The organism is Microbacterium sp. LMI12-1-1.1 (assembly GCF_040676455.1).
Classification (GTDB): domain Bacteria; phylum Actinomycetota; class Actinomycetes; order Actinomycetales; family Microbacteriaceae; genus Microbacterium.
This window is the reverse complement of the sequence record NZ_JBEGIA010000012.1, coordinates 52,823-68,485: the sequence shown is the minus strand read 5'-3', so window position 1 is coordinate 68,485 and position 15,663 is coordinate 52,823. Positions and strand designations below refer to the sequence as shown.

The 15,663-nt window shown below is 69.8% G+C and carries 18 protein-coding genes; 10 read left to right on the top strand and 8 right to left on the bottom strand.

Translation table 11 applies throughout. From position 1 onward, the window contains the following. Nucleotides 1-175: 175 nt before the first annotated feature. The 3 genes from rpmB to rpsN are packed head-to-tail and all read left to right on the top strand — an operon-like array spanning nt 176 to nt 891. On the top strand, nt 176-412 hold the full coding sequence (gene rpmB / locus MRBLMI12_RS09025) for a 50S ribosomal protein L28 (RefSeq protein ID WP_055832508.1): 237 nt from the start codon (nt 176-178) through the stop codon (nt 410-412). Further along, nucleotides 412-582: a 50S ribosomal protein L33 gene (gene rpmG, locus MRBLMI12_RS09020; protein WP_005051772.1), complete on the top strand. Its 171-nt coding sequence runs from the start codon at nt 412-414 to the stop codon at nt 580-582. Before rpmB ends, rpmG begins: the two co-directional genes overlap by 1 nt. A gap of 3 nt (nt 583-585) precedes the next feature. Further along, a complete protein-coding gene (gene rpsN / locus MRBLMI12_RS09015) occupies nt 586-891 on the top strand; it encodes a 30S ribosomal protein S14 (protein WP_163615787.1) in 306 nt (101 codons plus the stop codon). 81 nt (nt 892-972) lie between these two features. On the opposite strand, the gene MRBLMI12_RS09010 is transcribed toward rpsN, so the two are convergent. Then, nucleotides 973-1,557, bottom strand: a complete 585-nt coding sequence (locus MRBLMI12_RS09010; protein ID WP_363355893.1) for a TetR/AcrR family transcriptional regulator — start codon at nt 1,555-1,557, stop codon at nt 973-975. Nucleotides 1,558-1,691: 134 nt separating this feature from the next. On the opposite strand from MRBLMI12_RS09010, the gene MRBLMI12_RS09005 reads away from it, so the two are divergent. Beyond that, on the top strand, nt 1,692-2,039 hold the full coding sequence (locus MRBLMI12_RS09005) for a DUF1048 domain-containing protein (RefSeq protein ID WP_363355891.1): 348 nt from the start codon (nt 1,692-1,694) through the stop codon (nt 2,037-2,039). A gap of 34 nt (nt 2,040-2,073) precedes the next feature. Here the strand turns inward: MRBLMI12_RS09005 and MRBLMI12_RS09000 are convergent, their stop codons facing one another. Continuing rightward, a complete protein-coding gene (locus tag MRBLMI12_RS09000; RefSeq protein ID WP_363355889.1) occupies nt 2,074-2,946 on the bottom strand; it encodes a potassium channel family protein in 873 nt (290 codons plus the stop codon). A 165-nt stretch (nt 2,947-3,111) separates the two neighbouring features. On the opposite strand from MRBLMI12_RS09000, the gene MRBLMI12_RS08995 reads away from it, so the two are divergent. After that, nucleotides 3,112-4,242, top strand: coding sequence for an alpha/beta hydrolase (locus tag MRBLMI12_RS08995; RefSeq protein WP_363355887.1), 1,131 nt, complete (start codon nt 3,112-3,114; stop codon nt 4,240-4,242). A 151-nt stretch (nt 4,243-4,393) separates the two neighbouring features. Here the strand turns inward: MRBLMI12_RS08995 and MRBLMI12_RS08990 are convergent, their stop codons facing one another. Next, a complete protein-coding gene (locus MRBLMI12_RS08990; RefSeq protein ID WP_363355885.1) occupies nt 4,394-5,248 on the bottom strand; it encodes an alpha/beta hydrolase in 855 nt (284 codons plus the stop codon). A 224-nt stretch (nt 5,249-5,472) separates the two neighbouring features. Here MRBLMI12_RS08990 and MRBLMI12_RS08985 point away from each other — a divergent pair, with 224 nt between their 5' ends. The 3 genes from MRBLMI12_RS08985 to MRBLMI12_RS08975 all read left to right on the top strand — a co-directional run bounded on the left by MRBLMI12_RS08985 (nt 5,473) and on the right by MRBLMI12_RS08975 (nt 8,666). Beyond that, entirely contained in the window at nt 5,473-6,066 is a 594-nt protein-coding gene (locus MRBLMI12_RS08985) for a TetR/AcrR family transcriptional regulator (RefSeq protein ID WP_363355883.1), read from the top strand. A 210-nt stretch (nt 6,067-6,276) separates the two neighbouring features. After that, nucleotides 6,277-6,564 carry an HU family DNA-binding protein gene (locus tag MRBLMI12_RS08980; protein WP_045301792.1) on the top strand — a complete coding sequence of 96 codons (288 nt, stop codon included), beginning with the start codon at nt 6,277-6,279 and terminating at the stop codon, nt 6,562-6,564. 122 nt (nt 6,565-6,686) lie between these two features. Beyond that, nucleotides 6,687-8,666, top strand: coding sequence for a cytochrome c oxidase assembly protein (locus tag MRBLMI12_RS08975; RefSeq protein ID WP_363355881.1), 1,980 nt, complete (start codon nt 6,687-6,689; stop codon nt 8,664-8,666). A gap of 39 nt (nt 8,667-8,705) precedes the next feature. On the opposite strand, the gene MRBLMI12_RS08970 is transcribed toward MRBLMI12_RS08975, so the two are convergent. The 3 genes from MRBLMI12_RS08970 to MRBLMI12_RS08960 all read right to left on the bottom strand — a co-directional run bounded on the left by MRBLMI12_RS08970 (nt 8,706) and on the right by MRBLMI12_RS08960 (nt 12,651). Continuing rightward, a complete protein-coding gene (locus MRBLMI12_RS08970; protein ID WP_363355879.1) occupies nt 8,706-10,508 on the bottom strand; it encodes a SulP family inorganic anion transporter in 1,803 nt (600 codons plus the stop codon). A 52-nt stretch (nt 10,509-10,560) separates the two neighbouring features. Beyond that, nucleotides 10,561-11,619 carry a hypothetical protein gene (locus MRBLMI12_RS08965; protein ID WP_363357034.1) on the bottom strand — a complete coding sequence of 353 codons (1,059 nt, stop codon included), beginning with the start codon at nt 11,617-11,619 and terminating at the stop codon, nt 10,561-10,563. 198 nt (nt 11,620-11,817) lie between these two features. Further along, nucleotides 11,818-12,651, bottom strand: a complete 834-nt coding sequence (locus tag MRBLMI12_RS08960; protein WP_349425635.1) for an NAD(P)/FAD-dependent oxidoreductase — start codon at nt 12,649-12,651, stop codon at nt 11,818-11,820. 54 nt (nt 12,652-12,705) lie between these two features. On the opposite strand from MRBLMI12_RS08960, the gene MRBLMI12_RS08955 reads away from it, so the two are divergent. Together MRBLMI12_RS08955 and MRBLMI12_RS08950 are read left to right on the top strand one after the other, a co-directional pair. Then, the gene (locus MRBLMI12_RS08955; protein ID WP_363355878.1) at nt 12,706-13,188 is read left to right on the top strand and encodes a MerR family transcriptional regulator; all 483 of its coding nucleotides are present in this window, start codon (nt 12,706-12,708) and stop codon (nt 13,186-13,188) included. A gap of 9 nt (nt 13,189-13,197) precedes the next feature. After that, nucleotides 13,198-14,562: an ATP-dependent DNA helicase gene (locus MRBLMI12_RS08950; RefSeq protein ID WP_363355876.1), complete on the top strand. Its 1,365-nt coding sequence runs from the start codon at nt 13,198-13,200 to the stop codon at nt 14,560-14,562. A 15-nt stretch (nt 14,563-14,577) separates the two neighbouring features. Here the strand turns inward: MRBLMI12_RS08950 and MRBLMI12_RS08945 are convergent, their stop codons facing one another. Continuing rightward, entirely contained in the window at nt 14,578-15,231 is a 654-nt protein-coding gene (locus MRBLMI12_RS08945; RefSeq protein WP_363355874.1) for a heme oxygenase (biliverdin-producing), read from the bottom strand. A 44-nt stretch (nt 15,232-15,275) separates the two neighbouring features. Continuing rightward, nucleotides 15,276-15,602, bottom strand: a complete 327-nt coding sequence (locus MRBLMI12_RS08940; protein WP_363355872.1) for a DUF2470 domain-containing protein — start codon at nt 15,600-15,602, stop codon at nt 15,276-15,278. Nucleotides 15,603-15,663 lie beyond the last annotated feature (61 nt).

Here is a 15,663-nt window from a genome sequence, read left to right as displayed (position 1 = left end):
CGACACGCCGTGCGTGCTAGACTGTCTCTTTGTCTGCGCGCACTCCAGCACGCAGTTCGCGCCCTCATCCTCACGCCCCAGGCCGGTTGATCCCGGTCCGTCGGCTTGTCGAAGGGTGCAGACAAGGGATCTTGGGTGGGGCCGTCCGGCTCCACGGTACTAAGGAGACATCACTATGGCAGCAGTGTGCCAGGTGACTGGAGCAGTTCCCGGCTTCGGTCACAACATCTCGCACTCGCACCGCCGGACGAAGCGCCGCTTCGACCCGAACGTGCAGAAGAAGACCTACTTCGTTCCGTCGCTGGGTCGCAACATCAAGCTCAACGTCTCGGCCAAGGGCATCAAGGTCATCGACGCCCGTGGCATCGAGTCGGTCGTCCGTGACCTCCAGGCGAAGGGTGTGAAGCTCTGATGGCCAAGAAGGCTCAGGACGTCCGTCCGATCATCAAGCTGCGTTCCACCGCGGGCACGGGTTACACCTACGTCACGCGCAAGAACCGCCGCAACAACCCCGACCGCATCGTGCTGAAGAAGTACGACCCGGTCATCCGCAAGCACGTCGAATTCCGAGAGGAGCGCTGATCCATGGCTAAGAAGAGCAAGATCGCGCGCAACGAGCAGCGCAAGGCGGTCGTCGACCGCTACGCCGCCAAGCGCGCCGAGCTGAAGAAGGCGCTCGTGTCGCCGACGTCGACCGACGAGGAGCGCGAAGCCGCTCGCGTGGGCCTGCAGAAGCTGCCCCGCAACGCTTCGCCGGTGCGCGTGCGTTCGCGCGACGTCATCGACGGCCGCCCCCGCGGTGTCCTCACGAAGTTCGGCATCTCGCGTGTCCGCTTCCGTGACATGGCGCACCGTGGCGAGCTGCCCGGCGTGACCAAGTCGAGCTGGTGAGCATTCCCGGTCGCTGAGACCGCAGCCGGAAGGCCCGGAGTTCCTCGGAACTCCGGGCCTTCCGCGTTTTTGCGATCGCGCTCACCCCATCGCGCGCAGCCCGGCGATGACGTGGTCGACACGCGCGCGGATCTCGTGCTCGTCGGGCAGGCCGAGCCGATACACGAGCCGGTGGTAGATCGGGCCGTAGAACAGGTCGAGGGCCACCCCGAAGTCGGCGTTCTCCGGAATCTGACCGGCGCGCTGCGCCGATCGCATGCGCTCCTCGAATCCCGCGATGCTCGGCACGATCAGCTGCTCCCGGATGGATGCCGCCAGCGCGGGATCCCGCTGCCCCTCCGCCACCAGTGCGGCGAGCGGCGACGTGTCTTGCGGGCTGATGATCGCGACGACGTTGCTGAGCTGCGCGCGCATGTCGGCGACGAGATCCCCCGTGTCGCCGTGGCGCGCGGTCCGGTTGGCGACTTCCGAGACCGCATCGAGCAGCACCGCGCCCTTCGACGGCCACCAGCGGTAGATCGTCTTCTTGCTCACGCCCGCGCGATCGGCGATCCCCTCGATCGTGAGCTGGGCCAACCCGTTCTCGCGGCACAGTGCGAGGGCGGCGTCGAGCACGGCGACGTGGGCGCGCTCACTGCGGCGGCTGGGGTCGGGTGCGGCATTCATGCATCCAAACTACACGCTACGTGTCGTGTTGCGGCTCAGAGGGGACGCCTGCTAGCGTCCGGTGACACGACACGTAGCGTGTCGCTTGAAGTCAGGCCCGGTAGAGCCCGACCCCGGCGCAGAAGGAGAACCCCATGCCGAGTCAGAGTCCGACGATCACCGGCACCGCCGATGAGCCCACGCCGTCGCCGCCCCGCACCGCCCGGATCGCGGCGCTGCCTGCCGAGTTCCGTGCCGCGTTCGGCGCCTTCGAGACCTACCTGGCGGACCGCCGATCGATCGGAGAGGCCGACGCGACCGCCGGTGCCCTGGACGATCTGGCGCTCCTGTTCGAACACGCGGCCGCCGACGGCATCCCGATCCGCTCCGTCGTGGGCGAGGAGCCGGCCGACGTCGCGGAGGCGCTCCTCGAGAACCACCTCGAGGGATCGTGGAACGTCGCGGTGAGGGCCGCGCTCACCGCGGCGATCGACGCCGCGTGAGAACGCGGACCAGACTCCTCCGGGCCTTCCGCGCTCACCTCCAGGCGTGGCCGTGGCTTCCCGCCGCGGCGCGCAGGATGTCGTCGGTGGACGCGCCGGTGACATGCGAGAACCTCGTCGCGACCACACGTGCGAGTTCGTCGAGGATTCGAGCGAGGACCGCGCCGGCCGCTCGGACGTCGGCGCTCGGCGCAGCGAGGGCCGCATCGCGCAACTGCAGCGCGTAGGCCAGTGCTCGTGAACTCGAGAGTCGCTCGTCCTTCTCCGTGAAGTAGAAGATCTCGGCGTTCTGAACGAGGTCGGCCGTCACTGCGGCGAGAGAGCGGGAGATCGACTCGACGATCGCCACAGCCTGTGCCGAGGAGATGCTGTCCGGCAGGCGAGTGATCCCGGCTTCGCTCATGGCGGTCAGCTCGATCGCCACGGCGCGTCGCCGCGTCAACGCGGGATGCAGCTGCATGAACCATGACACCGCTGCGGACAGCAGCGCGAAGCCCGTCAGCGCCTCGAGGGGAGCGAGCGCGCGGATGACCGGATCGATCGGCACGACATCGCCCAGGCCGAGCGTGGTGAGAGCGACGAGCGAGAACGTCAGCGCCTCGACGAACCCGTGATAGCTGGCGGGGTCGACTCCGGCACTGTACGAGAACCCGTCCGGGATGTGCGGAAGATAGATCAACGCCCAGCCGACGGCGATGAGGGCGATCCAGACGGCGATCGCGGCGACGACCGTCAGCGGACCGTTGATGTGTATGCGAGTCGCTCGTCGTCGTGCGATCGCCCAGGTGCCGCGGAACACGAGGGTCGTCAGCCGGCCGGTCGCGGACGGACGCAGCAGCGTGTGGAAGACGTCGTTGAGCGCGACGACGATGAGGATGATGCCGCCGACGATGCTGACCGCGGACATGTCGCCACAGTACCGCCGGGCTGCGTCTCGCAGGGGGCCCTCGCGACCTGCAGAGTCCCTCGGGCGCGACCCCGCCCGCGCCCCGTTTCCGCTCGGTGTCAATACCCGTCAGCGCCGCGGGCTCCGGCTCTACACTCGGCATGACGTCATACAGGGGAGTGATGGATGCCGCTGGATCCGTTCTTCGAGGAGCGCCTGCGTGTGCACCGCAAGTATCTCTTCGACCAGGCGCTGGCCTCGGTGCGCTCGCGGCTGAGCGCGCTGTGGCCGTTCGCCAAGGGGCCCGCGGCGACGACCGGCATGGGAGGCGGCGCGACGCCGGCAGCAGCCGCCCCGCCGCAGGACACCGTCTCCCAGGCATCCGCCGCAGCGCAGCGCGCCCTCGGGCCGAACGCCCGCGCGCGGGCGCGGCACCGCCAGGCCGCTCTCGCGTGGGACCGCCGCGAGCTGCACAAGGTGGGTCTCGCGGGACCGCGGATCCGCACCACCGAGCACGTCGTCGAGGTGTCCGGCCATCCCGACGTTCGTGTGCGCGTCTATCACCCTGACCCCGACGCCCCTCCGGCGCGGGGCGTGCCGGGCGTGCTGTCCTTCTTCGGCGGCGCATTCCGCATCGGCGGCATCGGTTATCCCACCACGGATGCCGCGAACCGGCGTCGCGTGCACGACGCCGGCGTCGCGGTCGCCGCGGTCGACTACGCCCTCGCACCGGAGCATCCGTATCCCGTGGCGGTGGAGCAGGCGCATGCAGCACTCGAGTGGCTGTTCGCTGCGGCCGACGAGCTCGGGATCGACGCGCACCGCATCGGGGTGGCGGGCACATCGGCCGGAGCGAATCTCGCCGCCGCGGTGACGCTTGTCAATCGTGACCGAGGCGGCCGTTCTCTCCGGCTGCAGGTGCTCGAGGTCCCCGTGGTCGACCTGACCGGCGGCCACCTGGACCTCGGGGCGACACGAGCCCTCGGCATCCCGCGGTTCATCGCCCTGCGCGAGCTGCGCTCTGTGGCGCGAACCTATCTCGCCGACCAGCGCCAGGCGCGTGAGCCCTATGCCTCACCGCTTCTCGCCGCATCCCTCGAGGGCTTGCCGCCCGCGGTGATCCTGACGGCCGAGTACGACCCGCTCCGTGGTGACGGCGACGCATACGGGGCGGCGCTGCGGCGGGCGGGGGTGGAGGCGAGTGTCGTGCGCTATCAGGGCGTGACCCACGACACCCCGATCTTCACGGCGGCGCTTCCCGCTGCGCAGCGCTGGCACGACGACGTCGTCGCCGCCCTGCGACGCCTGCACGCCTGACGCGATGAGGCCCGGGGCTCTCACGAGCCTCGGGCCTCTGCGTCCCACCGCGGACACCGGCCGAGACACCACTCGACCGCTGGGCCACCACACAGGGCGTGGTGGCTCAGCGGCGAAGTGGTTTCCCGCCGGCGCAGGGCGGGGCATCCGGTTACTGCGCCGCCTCCGTCTCGGGAGCCTGCTCCGTCTCGCGCACCTGGTGCGTCGTCGCCCATTCGAGCGCGTAGTCGGCGATCTCCTCCCAGCCGTCCTGGCTCACCAGTCGGTGGGTGCGCCCCGGGTAGGTCTTGTACTCGACGACGGCAGGGCTGCCGGACGCCTTGTACTTCTTCACGATCGCCTCGCCGATCGCCGGCGGCACGACGTGGTCGATCTCGCCGGTGATGATGAGGAGCGGCGCGCGGTCGGTGCGGCCGTAGTCGACGTGCGTGACGCCGCCCTTCTCGTTCAGCACCGAGAGCACGCCCTCGAAGAAGACCCGGTTGTACGAGTTCACCGCGAACTCCTCCCACAGCTCGTCGGACGCCGCGCGCGGAAGGTCGTTGCCGAAGGTGAAGTGGAAGTGCCGCTTCGACAGCGGCTTGGCGCCGTTCTTTCCGAAGGGGTTCGCGAGGATCGGCGTGCCGGTCCACAGTGTCGAGAGCGGGAGGGTCGTGACGCCGGCGGTCTGCCCGGGAGCGACGCCCACGTAGGCGACACCGAGGTCGCGGTCGGCGAGCATCTGGGTGAGGACTCCCCCGAAGGAGTGGCCGATGATGATCGGCTTCTCGGGGAGGGCGCGGATGATGCGCTCGTAGTTGTCGGCGATCTGCTTCAGGCCGATGCCCTTGAGCGCCTCGGGGTTCTTGCGGATGTCTTCGACCGAGCGGTCGTCGATGCCGGGCCAGCCGGGGACGATCACCTGGTGGCCGGCGGCGCGGAAGCGCTCGGCCCACGTGTCCCAGCTCTTGGGGGTCATCCAGAGGCCGTGGATGAGGACGATCGGGGTCTTGGTCGTGGTGTTCATGTCGTGCTCCTTGTGTGGGTGATGCGGTGGGTTCTGTTGTGGTCTCAGGTTCCGGATCCTGGTGTGTCTCCGGCTGATGTGACCGATGGTAGACCGAACGTTCTATGTATGCAAGACTATTCCCAGAAATTCTTGAAATGATTCCGGAGCCCGATTCGGGCCGCGCTTCCGCACCCGGTCAGCGGGCAGAAACGATGGCACGATGGAGGACTGGAGGGGGATCCATGAGCACCACCGTCGCCGCGACCACCGCGGCACATCGTCCGTCGCCCGCCCGCGAGCGGCTTCTCCAGGCGGCGACCGACCTCTTCTACAAAGAGGGCATCCACTCGGTCGGCGTCGATCGCATCATCGAAGAGGCGGGTGTGACCCGTGCCACGATGTACAAGCAGTTCGCCGGCAAAGAGGGTCTCGTGCTCGCCTACCTCGAGGGCGAAGACCAGGGCCTGCGTTCACTCTTCGCCCAGGCGGCAGAGGTCTCGGACGACCCCGACGTGCTGCTGGACCTCGTCGTCGCGGGCATCGAGCAGGACATCCGGGAGCGGCACACGCGCGGGTGCCCGTTCATCAACGCCGCGGCCGAGTACCCCGACCAGGGTCCGGTCCGCGACCTCATCGCCGACCATCGCGAGTGGTTCCGCGCCACTCTCCGCCAGCTCGCCGAGGGCGCCCGGCTGCGCGATCCCGAGGCGGTCGCGGCGTCCCTCGTGCTGCTGCGGGATGCCGCGCTCGTCGGCGGCTATCTCGACGGTCAGGACCGCGTCGGTCCCGCGTTCGCGCGGACGGCACGCGAGCTCATCACGGCGCACCGAAGCTGAGCATCGCGGGTGAGAACCCGTCACATCAGCCCCATCAGTCACACCAGTCACACGACACGCGGCCGAAAACCTCAGAAATCCGCGAAAATACGCGGATCTGTCGGTCGTGTCAGGTACATTCGGTCCCGGTCGAACCGACCAGCCGGGGGGCGAAGCCATCCGGTCCCAGCAATGACAAGACGGCATCCGCCGTCTTTGGAGGACAACCACATGGCCGACAAGACCATCACCAAGACCGAACTCGTCGCGAGCATCGCGAGCGCGACCGGCCAGAGCCAGTCGGCCGTCTCGGGCGTGCTCGACTCCCTCTTCTCCACCGTCTCCGACGCGGTCGCCGCCGGCAGCAAGGTCTCGATCCCGGGCTGGATCGCGTTCGAGCAGGTCGCCACCTCCGCTCGCACCGGCCGCAACCCGCAGACGGGCGAGGAGATCAAGATCCCCGCGGGCAAGCGCGTCAAGGTCACCGCGGGTTCGAAGCTCAAGGCTGCCGTCAAGTAATCCGACGCAGACCTCCGGAGAGGGGATGCCGCGACCCGCGGCATCCCCTCTCCTGCTGTCTGCGCGGGGCATGCCGCCGGGCCTCGCTCAACGACCGGAATTCGGCAACGTAGGCTTGGGGGGTGAACCCCCGCGCGCTGCGGGCCGTCGGGCCCACGATCCTCGTCGTCGCCGCGCTCGCGGTGATGGTGTGGGCGCTGGCCTTCGGCGGCGGCGCCGCGCCCCTCGCGATCGCCGATCCCGGGCCGTGGGTGCGGTGGGGTCTGCCGACGGCGAAGCTCGTCGTCAACCTCTCGGCCGCAGGCATGGTCGGCGTGCTGGTCACCGCGCTCTTCGCCCTGCGCGCCGGCGAGCGCGAGTTCGACATCGCCCTCGACACCGCGTCGATCTCGGCGGCCGTGTTCACGATGGCCGCCGCAGCGACCGGGTTCCTGACCTTCATCGACGCGTTCAACCCCGTCATCAGCATCGGCCCCGAGTTCGGAGCCCAGCTCGGCCGCTACATCGTCGAGACCGAGGTCGGCCGTACGTGGCTCATCACCACCCTCGCCGGCGCTGCCCTCACGGTGCTGACCTTCGCCGTGCGGTCGTGGACCGCCACCTTCTTCGTCGCACTGCTGGCGGCGGCATCCCTCGTCCCCATGGGCACCCAGGGCCACTCCGGCGAGGAGGCCTTCCATCACGAGGCGATGACGGCCCTGATCCTGCACATCCTCGCGGCCGCGGTGTGGCTCGGCGGACTGCTGCTCGTGGTGATCGTACGGCCCCTCCAGTCGCGCGAAGGCAGTGCCGCGACGGTCGCGCGCTACTCGAGCATCGCGCTCGCCGCCTTCGCGGTCGTCGCGGTGTCGGGTACGGTGCGCGCCGCGATCGGGCTGCGGGACTGGTCGGCGCTGCTGTCGCCCTACGGCGTGATCCTCGGCGTGAAGGTGCTCGCGCTGATCGCGCTGGGGCTGTTCGGCGCCTGGTACCGCACGCGGCTGATCGGTCGCATGCGGGATACCGAACGGGCCGCGCGGTCGTTCTGGACCCTCGTCGGATTCGAGCTCGTGCTGATGGGCGCCGCGAGCGGAGCGGCGGCCGCCCTCGCCCGCACGCCCCCGCCGGTCGCCCCCCTCATCCCCGAGACGCCGACACCGGCAGAGCGCCTCACCGATGCCCCGCTGCCGCCCGAGCTGACGCTGGACCGCTGGCTCACGTCGTGGAACATCGACCTGCTGTGGGCGATCGTCGCCGGCTTCGCGATCTTCTTCTACCTCGTCGGAGTCTGGCGGCTGCGTCGCCGCGGCGACGCATGGCCGGTGTACCGCACCATCATGTGGGTGGCCGGCTGGCTGGTGCTGGTCTGGGTCACCGGCGGCGTCATCAACGTGTACCAGGACTATCTGTTCAGCATGCACATGGTCGGGCACATGCTGCTCACCATGGCCATCCCGCTGCTGCTGGTGCCGGGAGCGCCGATCACGCTCGCCGCGCGGGCGATCCACAAGCGCGACGACGGCACGCGCGGAGGCCGTGAGTGGCTCCTGTGGGCGGTGCACTCGCCGGTCGCCCGCGTGCTGACCAACCCCTTCATCGCCGCCGGCCTGTTCGTCGGTTCGCTCTGGGTCTTCTACTACACCGAGCTGTTCCGGTGGTCGCTGTACGACCACCTCGGGCACGAGTGGATGATCGCGCACTTCCTCATCACGGGCTACCTCTTCGTGATGAGCCTCATCGGCATCGACCCGGTCCCCTACCGCCTGCCCTATCCCGGCCGGCTGCTGCTCCTCATCGGCGTCATGGCTATGCACGCCTTCTTCGGCATCGCGATCATGATGCAGGAGGGCCTCATGATCGCGGAGTGGTTCGGCGCGATGGGCCGCACCTGGGGTGCCACGCCGCTCGAGGACCAGTACACCGGCGGCGGCATCGCGTGGTCGATCGGCGAGATCCCGACCCTCATCCTCGCCATCACCGTCGCGATCCAGTGGAGCCGCAGTGACGACCGCGAGACCAAACGCCGCGATCGGCATGCCGACCGCACCGGCGACGCCGAGCTCGAGGCGTACAACGCCCGCCTCGCCGCCCTCGCCGAGCGCGACGCGCGCACCCGCGGCTGACGCCGCTCCGCAGGCGGGGAGGTGCACGGCCGGTGACGGCTACCTCTCCGGATCGGGTGGGTCCTCGGGAGGCGGCCGGTCACCGGTGTCGTCCGGGAGAGGAGCGTCCCGCCCGGTCGCGGCATCCCATCGCGTCCCGGCGATGTCGCCGCGCAGCGTTCCGGTCACGTCGTCGACCGCCGCGCCGACCGTCGGCGCGAACCGGTCGGGCGAGAAGCGGTCCGTGAGGCCGAACCTGGCCAGCGTGTCGACGACCGGCGACTTCATCTCGGCGATCACGAGACGGATGCCGTGCACGCGCAGGTACTCGTCGAGCTCGACCAGCTCGTCGGCCGCGGTGGTGTCGATATCGGTGATGGGCTCGGCCGCGAGGATCACCGTGCGTACGCCGTCGCCTGCCGCGCGGACGCGTGAGCGCACCCAGTCGTCGAAGATCGCGCCGTTCGCGAAGAACAGGGGCGCGTCGAACCTGACGATCACGATCCCGGGAACACGGGTCGCCGCCGGATTGCGCGACATGTCGTGGTAGCCCCGCAGGCCCTGCACACGCCCCAGTTCGGCCTTGTACGGCCGCCACGAGCGGTTCACGAATGCGACGAAGGACAGAGCGATCGTGATGACGATGCCCTCGAGCACGCCGAAGACGAGCACGCCGAGGAACGCGGCCAGTGAGAGCACCGCGTCGACGAGATGGATCCGAACGAGCCGGGCGAAGCCGCGCACGTCGATCAGGCTGATCGCTGCGCTCGTGACGACGGCGGCGAGCGTGGCCGACGGGAGGAACTGCGTGAGCCCCGGCAGGGCGAGGATGAACACGATCAGCAGGAGGGCGCCGACGACCCCCGTGAGCTGAGTGCGCGCCCCCGCCTGCTCGGCGACCGGCGTGCGCGACGAGGAACCCGACACGGGGAAGCCGCCGAGAGCACCGCCGGCGATGTTCGCGATGCCGAGTCCGGCCATCTCCTGGCTCCCGTCGACGCTGTCGCCTCGACGGGCGGCGAACGTGCGCGAGAGCACCGCGGTGTCGGTGAACGCGATGAGCGCGATGCCCGCGGCCGGCAGTGCCAGGGCGGCGATGTCGGTCAGCCGGAGGCCCTGCAGCGCGGGTGCGGGAAGGCCCTGCGGGAGGGCGCCGACGACGGGGAGCAGGGTCGAGATGCCGAGCAGCGCCGTGAGCGCCGTCGACACCACCACGACGACGAGCACCCCCGGTATCCGCGATCGCAGTGCCTTGAGTGCGTAGATCACCACCAGAGACCCGACGCCGAACGCGGCCGCGATCGGGTCGATCATTCCCGAGGCGATCTCCTGGACGATCGCTGCTGCGCCCTGCCAGGGCGAGGATGCGTCGATCGAGAATCCGAGCAGCGCCGGCAGCTGCGACACGATGACGATGACCGCGATGGCGTTCAGATAGCCGACCCGGATCGGCTTGGACAGCAGATCGGTGACGAACCCCAGGCGCACCAGGCCGCCGACGACGAGCAGCGTCCCGACCATGATCGCCAGCAGCCCCGCGAGCGCGACCGCACGGGCCGGGTCGCCGAGCGCGAGCGGGAGGATCGCGGCCGCGACGATGGGAGCCAGTGCCGAGTCGGGACCGAGCACGAGCACGCGTGACGGTCCGAAGATCGCGTAGGCGAGCAGCGGCACGATCGTGGCGTACAGGCCGGTCTCCGGCGGCAGTCCGGCGACGACCGCGTAGCCCATCCCCGCGGGGATGAGCAGCGCCGTGACGACGATGCCCGCCCGCACGTCGGGCCACAGCCACGCGCGCTCGTACCTCCGCGCCACGGCGACAGCCGGAACCCAGCGGGCGAGACCCTTCACTGCCGTCATCATCGACTCCGGCATCCATTCTGGCGGAAGCCCGGGGCTGCCGTCCCGGGCGCGGTCAGGTGGTGTCGGGACCGGTGACCACGATCGACGCGGTGCCGTCCGGCTGCACCGTGATGGTGCCCTTGACGATGAACGGCACGTCCTCGCTCACCGCGCGGACCCGGCCGTCGAAGATCGAGCGGATGTCGACATCGATGTGCGCGACGGCCTCGGCGGCGAGGATCGACCACCCGGCGCCGTCGGGCTCGACCGCGACGGTCGGCTGCTGCACGATCGACCACTTCGGCAGCGACACGATCCGGTCCTGTACGAAGAAGCCGAACGGGCAGGCGGTCGGCTGCAGCACCTCCTGAGTCGCGCAGGCGGTCAGGAACTCCTCGACCTTCTGCTGCACGACGCTCATGAACTTCTCGGTCGGCTGCGACTGCACGTTCACGGGGATCGCATGGAACGGACTGTCGGACAGCACGGCCACACCCGGGGTGCTGGAGATCGCCGTGTCGACCGACACCGAGTACAGGCCCGGAGAGAACACCAGGAGCGAGACCGGCGCGGCGGGATCGGCATCCGCCCCATCGGGTGAGACCTGACGCTTGTCGATCTCGAAGCCGTTGACGTCGAACACCATCGAGCCGCTGACGCCGAGGTTCATGACCGCGAGCGGGCTCTCGGCGAACCGCCAGGTCGGGGCGAGGCCGATCGTGCCGTCGCGTTCGACGGAGAACGTCGTGCGCCCGTCGTAGCCGCGGGCCCGGTACTCGATCGTCACCTGCGTGACGTCGCCGTCCTGCTCGGCGGACACGACCTCCACGTCGCTGATCGGGGCGAGGGCGGCACTGCGCAGCAGCGCCTCGGACGCCGTCGAAGGGAGCCCGGCGGCCTCGAGCTCCGCCGAGGTCACGGCCACGCCGGCCACGGCGAGCGCATCGGCCGCGCGGCCCTCGGCCAGGAGGTCGACGTAGCGTTCGACGAACGCCTTCGGACTGTAGAACTGGCGCTCGATTACGCCCCACGCGGCGAAGACGGCCCCGGCCAGCAGCACGCCGACGAGGCAGAGGAGCACGAGGTCGACGATGAGACGACGGCGTTCGCGGACCTTGCGCGGCGGCTGGATGAGCGGTTGCTCGGCGGTTCCGGCCGCGGGCGCGGGGGTCGCCTCGACGGCCGGCGGCGCGCTCGCGCGACCGGATGCCGTGTCCAACGCCCCCTGGTCCACCCGGCCAGTCTAGGAAAGACTCGCCGGGAGGCCGCTGTGGACGGAAACATTGTGGACTCCCCGTCTCTTCGGGGCGTCGGCGATCGTTCGCCCAGGTCAGGCCATGATCGCGTCGCGCACCGCGCTCGCGCCCGCGAGCTGGCCCGAGGCGATCGCCGCCGCCAGCGACACCATCGGTCCCGGCACGGCGGCGAGGTGGGCCATGTCGCCGCCGGCGTAGACGCCGGGCACGGTCGTGCGGCCCAGCGGGTCGATCTCCACACCCCCGCTCGGCAGGATGCCGCAGCCCAGCTGCTCCGCGAACGGTGCGCGCTGCGCCGACGTCGCAGCCGTGAAGACGCCCGCGACGCGTTCGGCTCCGCCCCCGACCAGCGCGAGCTCGAGACCGCCGTCCACCTCGGTCACCGCTCTGACGTCGGCAGGACGGGCGATGAACGCGGACGCGACGACGGGACGCAGCATCCGGTCGATCATGGCGCCGTGCTCGCCCTCGATGAGGATGCCGATGCGCTGCCCGGCGAACTCGTGGCCGTGACAGAACGGGCATTGCGCGACACGGCGGCCCCACTGCTCGGCGAGCCCGGGGACGGCGGGCAGCTCGTCGCGCATGCCCGTCGCGAGCACCAGGCGGTGGGCGCGCTCCAGCCCCTGCGTCGTGGTGACCTCGAAGCCGCCGATCGCGCCGGCCACCGCCGTGACCTCGACCGCCCGCACCTCGACGGTGTCGTAAGCGGCGAGCTCGGTGCGGGCGATGCGGCGCAGCTCCTCGGGGCTGCGGCCGTCGTTGGTGAGCAGATTGTGCGCGTGCTCGACCGTGGCGTTGCGGTACTCCCCGGAATCCAGCAGCAGCACGCTCCGGTGCATGCGGCCGATGGTGAGGGCGGCCTGGAGGCCTGCGGGGCCGCCGCCGATGACGATGACGTCGTACATGGGTGTTCCTCTCGTCGGGTTGCGTCGAGGTCGATCCTGTGACTTCATGTCGACATGAAGTCAAGTCTGTCGATCGGGGATACCGCGGCCCGGTTCTCGCTGCCCACGCACGTGCTGCGCCACTGGGAGGACGTGGGTCTGCTGCATCCGCAGCGCGACAGCGGCGACCGGCGGCGCTACGGCGACGACGACCTGGTGCGGATCGGCGTGATCGTGCGCAGCAAGAGCGCGGGCATGAGCCTGGAGCAGATCGGCGTGCTGCTCGACGAGCAGGCGCCCGAGCGCCATCGGGTGCTCGAGGAGCACCTCGCCGACCTCGCGCGGCGGATGGCCGACATGGAGCGCTCGCGCCTGATGACCGAGCACGCCCTGAACTGCCGCTCGCACGACATCACCACGTGCCCGCGGTTCCGGGCGATCATGGACGAGGTCGTGGCGGGCACGGGCACCTGGCGCGAGGCCGAGACGCCTGTGGACAACGACGCGCACTCCACCGATCACGGCGCGCACGGCCGCGATGCGGCGGCGGCTCGTTAGCATGAATCGGTGAACACCCCGCCGCTGTCCCCCGAGCAGGAGGCGCTGTTCCGGCTCATCGAAGACACCCGCGAGCACGTGTTCGTCACGGGCCGGGCCGGCACCGGCAAGTCGACGCTGCTGCAGCACCTGGCGTGGAACACGAGCAAGCAGATCGCGGTGTGCGCGCCGACGGGCGTCGCGGCGCTGAACGTCGAGGGGCAGACGATCCACTCGCTGTTCAAGCTGCCCCTCGGGATCATCGGCGCGCACGACGAGGACCAGTCCGACGCGACGCGCAAGCTGCTCAACGCCATCGACACGCTCGTCATCGACGAGATCTCGATGGTCAACGCCGACCTCATGGACGCGATCGACCGCTCGCTGCGCAAGGCGCGGGGGCGCCGCGGCGAGCCCTTCGGCGGCGCGCAGATCGTGATGTTCGGCGACCCGTACCAGCTGGCGCCTGTGCCGCCCCGGGGCGACGAGCTGCGGTACGTGCGCGACCACTACCGCTCGTTCTGGTTCTTCGACGCCAAGGTCTGGGTGGGCGAGGCGGCGAGCGACGGCATCCTCGACGTCGGCTCGTACGGCGCCGACCTGAACATCCGCGAGCTGGTCGACATCCACCGGCAATCCGACCCGGCGTTCAAGGCGATGCTCAATGCGGTGCGGTACGGCCGGGTGACGGCCGACATCGCGGAGGTCCTCAACGACACGGGCGCGCGCACTCCTCCCGGCCCGGTCGACGGCGAGCACCCGATCATCACGCTCGCGACCCGCAACGACATCGTCAACAACATCAATCGCCGGCACCTGAACGAGCTCGTCGGGCGCGAGCAGACGGCGATGGCCGAGGTCAGCGGCGACTTCGGACGCGGCGATGCCGCCTACCCCGCCGACGTCGAGCTCAAGCTGAAGGTCGGCGCCCAGGTGATGTTCCTCCGCAATGACACGGGGTCGTTCGGCGAGCCGCCGCGCTGGGTCAACGGCACGATCGGCACGGTCACCCGGATCGCCGGCGAGACGGTGCGCGTCGACGTCGAGGGCGAGGAGTTCGACGTCGAGCCCTCGGTCTGGGAGAAGTACCGCTACTCGTACGACCCCGGCTCCAAGCAGCTGACCCGCGACATCGTCGCCGAGTTCACCCAGTTCCCGCTGCGGCTCGCCTGGGCGGTCACGATTCACAAGTCGCAGGGCAAGACCTACGACCGCGCGATCATCGACCTCGGCTCCGGAGCCTTCGCGCCCGGCCAGACCTACGTCGCACTGTCGCGGCTGACCTCGCTCGACGGGCTCTACCTCTCGCGACCGCTGCGGCCGCGGGACATCCAGGTCGACCCCGACGTGCGCCGCTTCATGGCGTCCGCCGTGCGCGGCGCGGCGGTGTCGTAGGCCGATCCGGCCGGGTCAGGCGACCTGCGCGGCCTTCGCGTGGGCGAGGTCCTCGAAGAGCTCGGTGTTGAAGCGGTAGGCGAGCAGGACCTCGTCGATCACGCGCTCCTGCTCGGCGGCATCCCATGGGGCGGCGTCGAGCTGCTCGCGATAGACGTCCTTGAAAGCCTTCGGATCTGCGATGTCCTGGAACAGGTAGAAGCCGATGCCGTTCGTGTCGAACCCGAACCGGCGGGCCATCAGCCGGCCGATGAACTGACCGCCCGACAGGTCGCCGAGGTAGCGCGTGTAGTGGTGGGCGACGAAGCCGCCGGCCCAGGTCGCGCCGACCTCGTTGATGCGATCGACGTAGCGCTGGGTGGTGGGCAGCGCCTGGATCCGCTCGCGCCAGTCGGGGCCGACGAGGAACTCGAGGTCGGCCTCGAGCGCGGGAAGGCGCGTGAGCTTGTCGGAGATGAAGACGGCGGCGACGGGGTCGTTGCGCATCTGGCCCGCCGTGCGCTCGAGCGCCTCGTAGATGAACCAGTGCTGTGCCACGAGCGCGACGTAGTCGTCACGCGTGCCCTCCCCCTTCATGAGGTCGGCCATGAAGCCGGAGTGCTCGCTCGACGAGTGCGAGCTGCTCGAGCGCTCGCGCAGCGCGGTGGAGAACGGGATCGGGTCGCTCATACCTTCATGCTAACTGAAGATAAGGCGAACCTAACCAAAAATTTCTAGGCGTGCGGTCTCGGCTCGACATCGAGCCGCCGGCACGCCTCGTCGTACAGCGCGACGATCTCGCGGCGCACCTCACGGCGCTCCGAGATCGGACCCGACGGCCACGGCACCGCGACCTCGGCCGTCGAGCCGTCCGCGAGCGTCGCCTGCCACACCCCGCGATCGCCGTCGAACCCGGTCATGACGGAAGACGTGATCTCGGCCGTCATGATCCCCGCGTCCGCGGCGAACGCCCGCGTGATCAGAAGGTTGTCATCGCCGTGGTCGCCGTTCATGTGGCCGAGCACGCCCGTGAGGGCATCGTCGTCGAAGAGGTGGGTCATGCTCACACCCTACGGATCGCCGTGCAACGCAAGCCACCGGTGTGTGTTTGAATTCAATGCA